This window comes from Sorangium sp. So ce131, from assembly GCF_051519095.1.
Taxonomy (GTDB): Bacteria; Myxococcota_A; Polyangia; order Polyangiales; family Polyangiaceae; genus Sorangium.
In genome coordinates, this window is record NZ_CP150455.1 from 2,555,520 (window position 1) to 2,568,999 (window position 13,480).

7 protein-coding genes are annotated in these 13,480 nt (G+C 72.1%); 3 read left to right on the forward strand and 4 right to left on the reverse strand.

Annotated features, from left to right (window positions below; genetic code table 11):
• Positions 1–498: 498 nt before the first annotated feature.
• The gene (locus WMF43_RS09445) at positions 499–6,030 is read left to right on the forward strand and encodes a DUF4215 domain-containing protein (RefSeq protein WP_437679153.1); all 5,532 of its coding nucleotides are present in this window, start codon (positions 499–501) and stop codon (positions 6,028–6,030) included.
• A 297-nt stretch (positions 6,031–6,327) separates the two neighbouring features.
• Here the strand turns inward: WMF43_RS09445 and WMF43_RS09450 are convergent, their stop codons facing one another.
• From WMF43_RS09450 to WMF43_RS09465, 4 genes are all read right to left on the reverse strand, one after another.
• Complete coding sequence (locus tag WMF43_RS09450) at positions 6,328–7,491, reverse strand: M20 metallopeptidase family protein (RefSeq protein ID WP_437679154.1); 1,164 nt, start codon at positions 7,489–7,491, stop codon at positions 6,328–6,330.
• Between the two features lie 37 nt (positions 7,492–7,528).
• Entirely contained in the window at positions 7,529–8,320 is a 792-nt protein-coding gene (gene ribA, locus WMF43_RS09455) for a GTP cyclohydrolase II (RefSeq protein WP_437679155.1), read from the reverse strand.
• Between the two features lie 273 nt (positions 8,321–8,593).
• Positions 8,594–9,385 carry a VOC family protein gene (locus tag WMF43_RS09460; protein WP_437679156.1) on the reverse strand — a complete coding sequence of 264 codons (792 nt, stop codon included), beginning with the start codon at positions 9,383–9,385 and terminating at the stop codon, positions 8,594–8,596.
• A gap of 102 nt (positions 9,386–9,487) precedes the next feature.
• A complete protein-coding gene (locus WMF43_RS09465; RefSeq protein ID WP_437679157.1) occupies positions 9,488–9,841 on the reverse strand; it encodes an ArsR/SmtB family transcription factor in 354 nt (117 codons plus the stop codon).
• A 339-nt stretch (positions 9,842–10,180) separates the two neighbouring features.
• On the opposite strand from WMF43_RS09465, the gene WMF43_RS09470 reads away from it, so the two are divergent.
• Together WMF43_RS09470 and WMF43_RS09475 are read left to right on the forward strand one after the other, a co-directional pair.
• Positions 10,181–11,782: a DUF1592 domain-containing protein gene (locus WMF43_RS09470; RefSeq protein WP_437679158.1), complete on the forward strand. Its 1,602-nt coding sequence runs from the start codon at positions 10,181–10,183 to the stop codon at positions 11,780–11,782.
• Positions 11,783–11,858: 76 nt separating this feature from the next.
• A complete protein-coding gene (locus WMF43_RS09475) occupies positions 11,859–13,436 on the forward strand; it encodes a DUF1552 domain-containing protein (RefSeq protein ID WP_437679159.1) in 1,578 nt (525 codons plus the stop codon).
• Positions 13,437–13,480 lie beyond the last annotated feature (44 nt).

Below are 13,480 nucleotides of genomic sequence, written 5' to 3' on the forward strand. Positions count from 1 at the left end.
CGGCCGCGCCGCCCTCCGGCCGCCGCCGGGCGCGCCTCGGGGCCGCGCCGCGCCGGCGCGGGATCGTTTGGACCCAAAACATCTCGAGACCCCGCCAAGGAGCCCGAATGTCAAGGCCCTGTGGGGGCGCGACGCCCGGCCCTCGCCGGGCGGACACCCGCGCTGACTCGGAGCTGCCGAGTTCGCCCTTCGCCGCGTCGCGCTACGCGCGTCAATCGCGCGTTGTCCGCAGAAAGCGCGCGTCCGTCTCCCGGAGGGCTCAGGAGAGCTTTCGCGGAATCCGCAGCAAACGGACTCCATGGTCGCGAGTGTCCACCCGCGGCGGCCAGCGGCGGTCACGTAGAGGCGGCGTGGCGCAGGATGGAGTCATTTTCGTCTAGAGGTGCGATGGGCGGCTGATCTACCCTGGAACAAGGGTCGTCGGCCTTTCTGCGCGAGCGCATCCGCTCGTGCTCGTCGAGGTGTGTCGTGAGGGTGAGAGCGTCTTATTTGGCTTTGATGGTGGGGCTACTCCAAGTCGCCGCCGCCTGCGGAGGGGGGTCGCCGTCTACAGGCGAGACCGGCTCAGGCGGCGCGGGGAGCGGCGCGGGGGCCGGTCCAGGGGCCGGCACCGGCGGAGACGACGGCTGGGGCCTGGGCGGCGGCCCCGGCTTCGGCGGGCAGGGCGGCGGCGAGCCGGACCCCTGCGACGTCGACGACCCGCCCCCCGAGTGTGAGTTTCCGCAGGAACCTGCCTGCGGCGACGGCGAGATCAACCAGGCCAGCGAGGCGTGCGACGACGGCAACACCCTGCCGGGCGACTGCTGTTCCGGGCTGTGCGAGATCGAGCCCTACTGCGAGTGTCCCACGCCCGGCGCGCCGTGCGTGTTGACCATCGCGTGCGGCGACGGCGTGCTCGATCCGGGCGAGTTCTGCGACGACGGCAACACCACGAACGGCGACGGCTGTAGCGAGGACTGCTACTACGTCGATCCCGCGTACGTCTGTCCCGTGCCGGGCCAGCCCTGCAGGCTGCTCTACGACTGCGGCGACGGGCGCGTGAACGGCGACGAGCGGTGCGACGACCGCAACAAGGTGTCCGGCGACGGCTGTAGCGCGACGTGTATGCCCGAGGAGGGCTTCGCGTGCGCGCGGCCCGGGCAGCCCTGCTCGCGGCTGGCCGTCTGCGGCAACGGCGAGGAGGAGAGCGGCGAGCAGTGCGACGACGGCAACACGGCGAGCGGCGACGGCTGCTCGAGCCTGTGCCGGCAGGAGTCCTTCTACGTCTGCGACACCCCGGGTGAGCCCTGCGAGCTCACGATCCGGTGCGGCGACGGCGCCGTCGACCCCGGCGAGCTCTGCGACGACGGCAACACGAACAACGGAGACGGCTGTAGCGCCGACTGCCGGGTGGTGGACCCGGTCTACGTGTGCCCCCAGCCGGGCGAGCCGTGCATCCGCCTGTTCCGGTGCGGCGACGGCCGCGTGAACGGCGGCGAGCAGTGCGAGGACGGCGACGACCCGCCCGTGTCCGGCGACGGCTGCAGCGCGACCTGCACGCGCGAGCCGGGCTTCGTGTGCGCGCGGCCCGGACAGCCCTGCTCGCTCCTGCCGGTCTGCGGCAACGGGAACCACGAGAGCGGCGAGCAGTGCGACGACGGCAACACGGAGAGCGGCGACGGCTGCTCCAGCCTCTGCCGGCAGGAGTCCTTCTACACCTGCCCGGTCCCGGGGGTGCCCTGCGAGATCACGATCCGGTGCGGCGACGGGGCGCTCGATCCGGGCGAGACCTGCGACGACGGCAACACGGCGAGCGGGGACGGCTGCAGCGCCGACTGCAGCGCGGTGGAGACGCCGTATGTGTGCCTCGAGCCGGGTGAGCCCTGCGTGCTCCTTCACCGGTGCGGCGACGGCCGCGTGAACGGCTCGGAGGAGTGCGAGGACGGCGACGATCCGCCCGCGTCCGGCGACGGGTGCAGCGCGACCTGCACGCGCGAGCCGGGCTTCGTGTGCTCGCGGCCCGGGCAGCCCTGCACGCGCCTGCCGGTCTGCGGCAACGGGCTCCGCGAGACGGGCGAGCAGTGCGACGACGGCAACACGGCGAGCGGCGACGGCTGCTCCAGCCTCTGCCGGCAGGAGGCCTTCTATACCTGCACGACCCCGGGGCGGCCCTGCGTGAGCTCGATCCGGTGCGGCGACGGCGCCGTGAACCCGGGCGAGGTCTGCGACGACGGCAACGCCGTGGGCGGCGACGGCTGCAGCGCCGACTGCACCGCGATCGACGCGTCCTACGCGTGCCTCGATCCGGGCGAGCCCTGCGTGCTCCTCTACCGGTGCGGCGACCACCGCGTGAACGGCTCGGAGGAGTGCGACGACAACGACGATCCGCCGGCGTCCGGCGACGGCTGCTCCGCGGACTGCCGGCTCGAGGCGGGCTGGATCTGCAGGCCGGGCCAGGCGTGCACGCGGCGGACGTACTGCGGCGACGGCGTGCTCCAGGCGGGCGAGCAGTGCGACGACGGCGGCGGCGAGAGCCCCGTCGGCGGCGACGGCTGCACGTCGCAGTGCCGGCTCGAGCTCGGCTGGACGTGCCCGCCGGGCGGCGGCGCCTGCACCCCGCCCCCGGAGCCCGTCTGCGGCGACGGGGTGATCGGCGGCACCGAGGTCTGCGACGACGGCCAGGAGCCGGCCGACGACGACGGCTGCAGCGCCGACTGCGAGCTCATCGAGGACGGGTGGGATTGCTCGCGCGTCGGGTTCCCCTGCAAGACGATCTGCGGCGACGGCATCAGGAACGGCGCCGAGCAGTGCGACGACGGCGACCTCTTCCCCGGCGACGGCTGCGATGAGACCTGCAGGATCGAGCCGGGTCACGTCTGCGACAACCGCGAGCCCCAGGACTGCAGAGCCCTCTCCGTGTGCGGCAACCGCATCCGCGAGGGCACCGAGGCCTGCGACGACGGCAACGGCAACTGGCGCGACGGCTGCACGCCGGACTGCAAGCGCGAGCCGTCCTGCGCCGCCGGCGCGTGCTCCTCGATCTGCGGTGACGGCATCCTCCTGCCCGGCGATCCGCTCGAGCAGTGCGACGACGGCAACACCGAGGACGGCGACGGCTGCTCCGCCGAGTGCAGGACCGAGCCGGGCTACACCTGCACGACGACGCCCACGGAGATGCGGCTGCCGATGGTCATCCGCGACTTCATCGGCTGGTGCCCGGACACCTATACCTCCTCCAGCACGACCAACGGCACCTGCGACGCCAACCAGGCGGACGGCATCATCGGCCACTTCGACTTCGAGATCAGCCCGAGCGGAAACCAGACCGACAACACCGTCGAGCTGACGCTCGACGCCGACGGCAAGCCGGTGAACAGGTACAACCCCGGCACCCGCACCCCCGAGCCGAGCGACGCGAACGGCTGGACCACGGGGCAGAGCAACTTCCGGTGGTGGTACCGGGACAACCCGAACTACAACCGGACGCTCCTCACCACCATCGATCTCCGCGAGACCACGCCGGGCACCTTCGTGTACGAGCGGACCCCGTTCTGGCCCGTGGACTCGCCGCCGCCCATGGGGGAGCCCGCGCTCAACAGCCTGGTCGCCTCCGGCCTGGAGCGGACGCGGGACGCCGGGCACAACTTCTACTTCACGAGCGAGGTCCGTTACTGGTTCCAGTTCACCCCGAACGGGGCCGCGCCGGACCCCGTGCTCAACTTCTTCGGGGACGATGACGTGTGGGTGTTCATCAAGAACACCCTGACCGCGGACATCGGCGGCATCCACGAGCGCCTCGAGGAGAGCGTCACCATCCTCGACGACGGCGACGCCCTCGTGACCCCCTGCACCAACGCCCGCTGCCCGACGCGCGCCCCTTACCGCGTCGATCTCAACCTCGAGCCCGGCAAGGTCTACGAGATCGTGGTGTTCCAGGCCGAGCGCCACGTCACCGGCTCGAACTACCGGCTGTCCCTCGCGGGCTTCAGCGCCGGCACCTCGGTGTGCGAGCCCGAGTGCGGGGGCGAGACGCCGGTCGTGACGCCGGGGGAGGAGTGCGACGACGGCCTCGAGAACGGGTCGGGCTACGGCCAGTGCAACAACTGCCAGCTCGGGCCGTACTGCGGCGACGGCGTGCGCAACGGCCCCGAGGCGTGCGACAACGGCGTCAACAACAGCACGTACGCCAACGCCTCCGGCGCCTGCGCGCCCGGGTGCGTGACCCCGCCCCGGTGCGGCGACGGCCAGGTCAACACGCCGTACGAGGCGTGCGACCTCGGCTCCAGCAACACGGCGAGCGGCTACGGCGGCTGCACGACCTCGTGCGAGATCGGTCCGTTCTGCGGCGACGGCATCAGGAACGGCACCGAGGCGTGCGACGACGGCATCAACGACGGCAGCTACGGGACGTGCACCCCGACCTGCACGCAGGCCCCGCGGTGCGGCGACCGCCGCGTGGACGTGGAGTGGGGCGAGGAGTGCGACAGCGCCGACCCGAACTGCGTACGCTGCCGGCTCGGCGACCTGTGCGGCGACGGCATCGTCCAGGCGGACCAGGGCGAGGAGTGCGACGACGGCGCGAACGACGGCGGGTACGACCAGTGCGCCCGCTCGTGCGTGTACGGGCCGCGCTGCGGCGACGGCATCGTCCAGGCCGGCGAGGAGCAGTGCGACCTCGGCGACGGGATGAACACCGGCGCCTACGGCGGGTGCACGGCGACCTGCCAGTACGCCCCGTACTGCGGCGACGGCATCAGGAACGGCACCGAGGCGTGCGACGACGGCGTGAACGACGGCGCGTACGGGACGTGCAACCCGACCTGCACGGCGGCCCCGAAGTGCGGCGACGGCCGCGTGGACACGGACTGGGGCGAGGACTGCGACAGCACGACCGACCGGACCTGCGTGAGCTGCAAGCGCGTCTCGCTCTGCGGCGACGGCAGGATCCAGGCGGACCAGGGCGAGGAGTGCGACGACGGCATCAATGACGGCGGGTACGGCCAGTGCGGCCGCTCGTGCCTGCTCGGGCCGCGCTGCGGCGACGGCATCGTCCAGCCCGAGCTGGAGCAGTGCGACCTCGGCGCCGGGATGAACAACGGCGCGTACGGCGGGTGCACGTCGACCTGCCAGTACGCTCCGTACTGCGGCGACGGCGTGCGCAACGGCCCCGAGTCGTGCGACGACGGCGTGAACGACGGCACGTACGGCACGTGCGCGCCGGGCTGCACGCCGGCCCCGCAGTGCGGCGACAACGTCATCGACAGGGACTGGGGCGAGGAGTGCGACGACGCGGACGACCTGAACTGCGCGAACTGCCGGTTCGCCTCGCACTGCGGCGACGGCGTGGTGCAGGCGGTGTTCGGCGAGGAGTGCGACGACGGCATCAACGACGGCGGGTACGACCAGTGCTACCCCTCGTGCCACTACGGGCCGCGCTGCGGCGACGGCATCGTCCAGCCCGAGGAGGAGCAGTGCGACCTCGGCGAGGACAGGAACAACGGCGCGTACGGCGGGTGCAACAGGCGCTGCGAGTACGGGCCGTACTGCGGCGACGGCGTCATCAACGGCGGCGAGACCTGCGACGACGGCGTGAACGACGGCCTCTACGGCAGCTGCCTCACCAACTGCACGCCGGCGCCCAGGTGCAATGACGGCCACGTCGACGAGGAGTGGGGCGAGCAGTGCGATCCGCCGAACGCGGCGACGGGCTGCAGCGACACCTGCCGCTACGGCGCCCAGTGCGGCGACGGCGTGGTCCAGGCCGGCGAGGACTGCGACGACGGCATCAACGACGGCGGCTACGGCCAGTGCGGGCCGCGCTGCGTGTACGGGCCGCGCTGCGGCGACGGCATCCGCAACGGCAACGAGCAGTGCGACGACGGCGACGGCAACAACACCGGCGGGTACGGCAAGTGCGCGCCGGGGTGCGTGTACGGGCCGCACTGCGGCGACGGCACGGTGCAGACGGCGTACGAGGCCTGCGACGACGGCAACACCATGAGCAACGACGGCTGCAGCTCGACCTGCCAGCGCGACAACATCCCGCGGTAGCGCGGGCAGCGGGCGCGCGGGGCGCAGGCGTCATCCGACGCCTGGCCCCGCGGGCCGGCCGACCCTCCCTCGACAACACGAGACACTGAGAGCGGCCCGTCCCGCGGCGGGCTCCCTCGCCGGGGGCTTCCCTCCGTCCTGCGCGCCGCGCGGCGGGCTCCCTCGCCGGGGGCTTCCCTCCGTCCTGCGCGCCGCGCGGCGGGCTCCCCTCGCCGGGGGCTTACCTATGTCGCGGGGACCCGGGCAGCACGGGGGCCTGCCGAGCTCACGGGGACCCGGGCAGCGCCGGGCAGGGGATCACTGCGGCGCGAGGGACGAGAGCGCGGCGCGGGTGAAGATCTCGGCGACGAGGGAGATGGCGCGCTCGTCGATGTCGAAGGCGTAGTGGTGGTGCGGCGCCGCGGTCGGGCCGCCTGCGCCCACGGTGAAGAGGCAGCCCGGGACGCGGCTCGTGAACTCCGAGAAGTCCTCGCTGACCGTGAGGGCGCCGGGATCGGTCACGGCGGCGCGCTCCGTCGCGCGCGTGGCGGCGGCGATCAGGTCCACGGGGCCGGGGGCGTTGGCCGTCACGGGGGAGCTCGACAGGACCCTGAACTCGCACGAGGCGCGCAGGGCCGAGCAGACGCCGGCGGCGATGCCCTGGATGCGGCCGAGCGCGTGCTCCCGGCTCTGCTGCGAGAACCAGCGCACGGTGCCCTGGAGCGACACGCGCTCCACGACGACGTTGGCCGCGCTCCCGCCGGAGATCGCCGAGACGCTCACGACCACCGGCTCCCCGGGCTTCGTCTCGCGCGAGACGATCGACTGGAGCGCGGTGACGACCTGCGCCGCCGCGTAGACGGGATCGACGGACATGTGCGGCAGGCCGCCGTGACCCGCCTTCCCGATCACGACGACCTCGAACGCGTCGATCCCCGCGAAGAACGGCCCGGAGCGCGTCGCCACCACGCCGAAGGGGAAGGGGGTGAGCACGTGCGCGCCGAGCGCCTGATCGACGCCGTCGAGCGCGCCCTCCTCGATCATCCGCAGCGCGCCGCCGGCGAGCTCCTCCGCGGGCTGGAACAGGAACCGGACCCGGCCGGCGATCCGGTCCCTGCGCGCCGAGAGCAGCGTGGCCGCGCCGAGCAGCGCGCTCACGTGCGCGTCGTGGCCGCACGCGTGCATCACGCCCCTCGCCTCGGACGGGAAATCGTGGCCGGAGCGCTCCTCCACGGGGAGCGCGTCCATGTCGGCGCGCAGCAGCAAGGTGGCGCCGGGGCGCTCCCCCTCGAGATCGGCGATGACGCCCGTCTTCGCCACGCCGGTGCGCACCGAGAGGCCGAGCTTGCGCAGGTGCTCGGCGACGAGCTGCGACGTGCGCACCTCGGCGTAGCCGAGCTCGGGGTGCCGGTGCAGGTCGCGCCGCACGGCGATCAGATCGCGATCGAGGAGCTGGATGTCCCTGCTGATGTCGTCGGCCATGCGCGAGAGGCTAGCACCCCGCGCGGCGGCGCGTTCGTCACGAGCTGAGCGGCCCCCGGCGCGCGGGCCTCGCGCTCGACGGCGGCGGCTCGGACGCGGGCGAGGGCATGCCGTCGACCACGACCGGGTCGCTCTGCTCGGCGAGGTGCGGCTTGCCCCACATGTCGATGTAATGGCCCGACCGCTTCGCCTTCGTCTCCAGGTAGAACCGGTTGTGATCGTTCGGCGGGATCACGTGCGGGATGCGGCCGACCACGGACACCCCGTGTTGCTTCAGCTGCTGGACCTTGTTCGGGTTGTTCGTGATGAGCTCGACCGACCTCACGTTCAGGCTGTGCAGCATGTGCGCGGCGACCGCGTAGTCGCGCTCGTCGTCCCGGAAGCCGAGCGCCAGGTTCGCCTCCACCGTGTCGAGCCCCTGGTCCTGCAGCGCATAGGCGCGGACCTTGTTGATGAGCCCGATGCCGCGGCCCTCCTGGCGCAGGTACAAGAGGATGCCCCGCTCCATGCTCTGGATCTTCTTCAGCCCTTCGAGGAGCTGATCGCGGCAGTCGCACCGCAGCGAGCCCATGACGTCGCCCGTCAGGCACTCGGAGTGGAGCCTCGTCGGCACGTTCGACGCGCCGACGACATCGCCGTGCACCATCGCGATGTGCTCCTTGGCGTCGCGGTTGTTCCAGAACGCGACGATGCGGAAGGGGCCGGCGCGCGTCGGCAGCTCGGCGACGCCGACCACCCGCACGCAGACGTTCACATGTCCATATCCCTCGCAGTCGTGTTCCTCGTCGCGCGCGACGAGCGAGAGCAGCGGATCCATCGAGTCGGTCATTGTCCTGCCTCCGCGAGGAGCCGCCTCGCGCGCCGATTTCCCGGACGTCGTCCTGGGTAAAGGCGCGTACTTCTTACCAGAACACGACGCGCAGGCAACGCCTCGCTGCCGCGCCTCGCACGCCCTCGCCGCGCCCTCGCGCGCCCTCGCCGAGGTCGAGCGCGCGAGCCCGCCTTCGATCCGCGGGGCGCCCCGCGGCGCCCTGGGCCCGCGCGGGTGGAGCCGGCCGCGCGGCGCGCCCTCGATCGCGCGGCCATGCTCGGCGTTACGTGCTCACGGAGCCGCCTCGCTCGGGGGCTGCCGCGGCGTCATGAGGGTGAAGACCGCTCCCCAGGGGTCGGTGACGACCGACTGCCGGCCATAGGGCGTGTCGAAGGGCGGCACTTGCACCTTGCCGCCCAGCTCCGCGAGCCGCGCGTTGGAGGCTTCGACGTCGGCGACGGCGAAATACACCATCCAGTGCGGCGGCACGTCGGCCGGCCACTGCGCGTTCATCTGGAGCACGCCGCCGAGCGTCTTCGACCCCTTGTGGAGCGTCATGTAGTCGATCCCGGGCGCCTGCAGCTTGCGCGCCTCGAGGCCGAAGACGCCGGCGTAGAAGTCCGCTGCCTTCTTGTGATCGCGCGTGTTGACCTCGTGCCAGAGCATCGCGCCGGGCTCCTCGACGACCTCGGCGCCGGTGTGGTTCTTCGGCTGCCACACCCCGAACACGGCGCCGGTCGGGTCGGACGCGACGAGCATGCGGCCGAAGTCCATCACGTCCATCGGCCCCATCATGACCTGCCCGCCCCTCGCGCGGATGAGCTCGGCGCTCTGCTCGGCGTCCTCGGCGTCGAAGTAGACGGTCCACACCGAGGGGAACGTGTCGCCCTCGGGCTGCTTGCCGATGCCGGCCGCGCGGCGCCCGCCCGCCCTGCACGTCGTGTAGTGGTGGAGCTCCGGCGGGCCGACCTCGAAGGTCCAGCCGAAGAGGCCGCCATAGAACTTCAGCGCGCCATCGAGATCGGGTGTCATCAGATCGACCCATGACGGGGTGCCCGGGGTATGCCGCTCGATCGTGCTCATCGGTTGTCCTCCCTGGTAGCCGTGTAAACGGCGGCGGACCCTATCACAGCCCTCCCCGGATCGAAGCGGAACCTTCGAGGCCGTCGTGGACGTCGCGGCGAGTCACGGTGTGCGGCCGTGTTTCTTCTCCTTCTCTTGCAGCTCGCTCAGGTACTCATCGAGCCGATTGAAGCGCTCCTCCCAGAAGCGGCGGTAACCCTCCGCCCACGCGGCGACCTCCTTGATCGGGACCGCCTCGAGCCGACAGGGACGCCGCTGCGCGTCGCGACCTCGCGAGATCAGCCCCGCGCGCTCCAGCACCTTGAGGTGCTTGGAGATGGCGGGAAGGCTCATGTCGAAGGGCTCGGCCAGCTCCATGACCGAGGCCTCGCCCTGGGCGAGGCGCGCGAGGATCGCGCGCCGGGTCGGATCGGCGAGGGCAGCGAAGGTGGCGTCGAGGCGATCGGGCGACAACATGGGCGAACCTTTTCCAACCTTGCAGTTAATTTACCTTATGGTTAAGTAGAGCCCGCGGTGCGCGCTGTCAAGCGCTCGGCGGCGCGCGCGGACGCGGCAGCTGCGTGATGATCCGGTCCCGTCGATCGGGGCGTCCGCTTGCCGCGCCGGGCCAGGGGCGAAACGACGCGCGCCGGGGGCGATCGGCGCAGATCGCCGGGGAGATGCGCTAGAGTCGCGCCACGTTTCACCATGCCCGTCACGGGACGGGGCGGCTCCGGTCAAGAGGCCTCGCCGCCTGGGCGGGATGGAGCCGCACTCATGGCGTGGAGCTGCCGACTCCACGGGCGGGAGCCGACGATGATGTTCAGACGCGACCGACTCACCCCCCTGCACCGGCTCGCCGCCGGGGCATGCCTCCTCGGCCTCTCGTGCGGCGAACCCTTCGGATCCGGCGATGAGCCGGCGCAGGGCGCCGCCGATCCGGGCGGCATGCCGCTGCACCACATGACGGCGGCGGAGTACAACACCACCGTCGCCCACCTCCTCGGGACGCGCCTGCGCCCGGCGGACGGGTTCCCGGCCTCCGGCGCAAAGGGCTTCGACGCGAACGCGGGGGCGCTCGCGAGCCTCTCGCCCGCCCTCGTCCAGGGGTACTACGGCGCGGCCAGGAGGCTCGCCGAGGAGGCGCTCGCGGACGAGGCGCAACGCGCCGAGATCCTGGTGTGCGACCCGGAGGACAGCGCAGACGCCGGGTGCCCGCGCGACATCATCGAGCGCTTCGGGCTGCGCGCCTTCCGGCGCCCGCTCGAGGCGGAGGAGGTCGCGCGTTACGTGGCGCAGTACGAACACGCGCTCACCGACCTCGAGATGTCCCCGGTCGAGGCGGTGGAGCTCGTGGTCCGCACGCTGCTGACGTCGCCGAGCTTCCTCCTGCGGGCCGAGCTCGGCCCCGACTCGCGGCGAGCGCCGGGCGCCCTCGGCGGGTACGAGATCGCGTCGCGCCTCTCGTACCTGCTCTGGAGCTCGCTCCCGGACGAGGCGCTGTTCGACGCGGCGGGGCGCGACGCGCTGGCCACCGAGGGCGAGCTCGCGGCGCAGGTGGACCGCATGCTGGCCGACCCGAAGAGCGCCGCGTTCTACCGGAACTTCTTCGGGCAGTGGCTCGGGATCCGCGCGCTCCCCAGCCACAACGTCGACGCGTCGCTGTTCCCGGTCTTTCGCGGCGACATGAAGGGCGGGATGATCGCCCAGGCCGACGTGTACCTCTCCGGCTTCACGACCGGCGGGCGGCGGTGGTCCGAGCTCCTCACGGCGCCTCACCCGGAGAGCCCCGAGCTCGCGCCGCTCTACGCGGGTGATCCGGAGGGCGCGCGCCGCGGGTTCCTCACGCTCCCCGCGTTCCTCACGCTGTCGTCACACGACGATCGGACCTCCCCCACGTCCCGCGCGAAGACGATCCTGGTGCAGCTCTTCTGCGTCGATATCGCGCCGCCCGCCGACATGGTCATCCCCGAGCTCGGCGCCGCGGGCGGCGACGAGATCCCGGCCGAGAACGTCCGCAAGAAGCTGGAGAAACACCGCGAGTCGCCCGACTGCGCGGTCTGCCACAACGCGCTCGACCCCATCGGGCTGAGCCTGGAGCACTTCGACGCGATCGGCGCCTACCGCACGACGTACCCGAACGGCGACGAGGTCGACGCGTCGGGCACGTACGGAGGTGTGGAGTTCCAGGACCTGACAGGCCTCTTGCCAGAGCTCCGGAAGGACGCCCGGCTCGGGACCTGCCCTCCCAGGCAGCTCTTCGCCTACGCGCTGCGCCGCAGCCCGGCCGGCGAGGACACGGCCGTCATCCAGGAGATCGCCGCGCGCTGGGGCGGCGGGACGATCGGGGACCTGGTGAAGCAGGTGGTGACGAGCGACACGTTCCGGCTGCGGCGCGCGAAGCGGGGGGCGCCGTGAGGCGGCGCGCGCTGCCTGCCCACGAGTCTGCGCGCGAGGTCGGGCGCGAGCTCAGGCACGAAGGAGCGATGTGCACATGAAACGCTGGATCACACGCAGGAACCTGCTCAGGGGCGCGGGGGTGTGCCTGGCGCTGCCGTGGCTCGAGAGCCTGTCGCCGCGGAGCGCCCGCGCGGGGGACCCCGGCACCCCGAAGCGCTTCTTGCTCTGCACCTTCCCGAACGGGGCGCCCCACCACTGGTGGGAGGCGGCCCCCGCCTTCGGCAAGACGCTGACGGGCGCCGACTTCAAGCTGCCGACGGTGCTCGAGTACTTCGCGCCGGTGAAGTCGAAGATGCTGATGGTGAGCCGGCTCGGCAACTACACGTGGAACAAGGACCTGAGCCCTTACGTCGAGCCGTCCCACTCGCGCCTCACGGCCGCGCTCTCGACGTGCGTCGACGCCGATCGGCTGGGGAGGGAAGCGGGGCAGGACCTCGGCGCGTGGGTGGGCAACGGCGTCTCGGTCGATCAGCGCATCGTGCAGCAGGTCGGCCCGGAGCAGGCGACGCGCATCCCGTCGCTGCAGACGGGGCTCGGGGTCAAACCCGGCTATTTCGACGAGCGGAGTTATGCTTACAACCAGGCGATCTCCTGGAAGAGCGCGCGCGAGCCGCTGAAGCGCTCGGTCAACCCGAGGGCGGTGTTCGACGCGCTGGTCGGCGCGGGCGCGGCGAGCGCGGCGCCCGTCCCCGGGCAGACCGCCGAGCAGGCCAGGATCGAGGCGGCGCGCCGCGCCGCGGCCGAGAAGAGCGTGATCGACGCCGTGCTCGCGGACGCGAACGCGCTGAAGGGCCGGGTCGGGGCGGAAGACCGCAGGATCGTGGAGCAATACCTCGATTCGCTGCGGGAGATCGAGAAGAACGCGACCCGCGTCGCGGCGACGATGGGCGCGGCGAACCTCGGCTGCGCGCCGATCCCCGAGCCCGGCGTCGTGCCCGAGCCGCCGGGCCAGGCGGAGGGGCTCAACGAGAACGACAGCACCGAGGCCGGCGAGTACCGGCACGAAGATCACGCGAACGTGATGACTGACCTGCTCGTCATGGCCATCCAGTGCGACGTGACGCGCGTCGTCACCCACATGCTCGACGACGCGCGCTCCGAGTTCGAGTACCGGTGTATCCCGGAGGAGGTCCGCGCGAAGGTCGGCCTCGAGTACCGGGCGGAGAGCAGCCTTCATTTCCACGCCTCCCAGCACGGCGCCGGCAACCTGGACCGCGCGATCGAGGACGGCCGTTACCGGATCATCGAGCCGAGCAACCCGGAGTTCTCGGCGATAAGCTGCTGGCTCGGCCAGAAGGCAGCGCAGCTCGCGCAGCGGCTCGACGCGATCCCCGAGGGCGACGGGACGGTGCTCGATCACTCGGTCATGGTCTACATGAGCGAGATGCGCACACACGACCACGACGCGTACGATCTGCCCATCGTGCTCCTGGGCGGCGGCGGCGTGTTCCTGAACGACGCCCACGTCGCGTACGGCGCCATCGGCGGCGACCGCCAGCTGCGCGATCTCTGGTTCACGATCATGAACCAGTATCACGGCCTGGAGGTCGCGTCGTTCGGCGACGACGTGCGCGGCGAGCCGAACGCGCTGCTCGAGGAGATCTTGCGGTAACCCGGCGGGGCGGAGGCCGGAGGTGAGCCCTGGAGTCGGGGAGG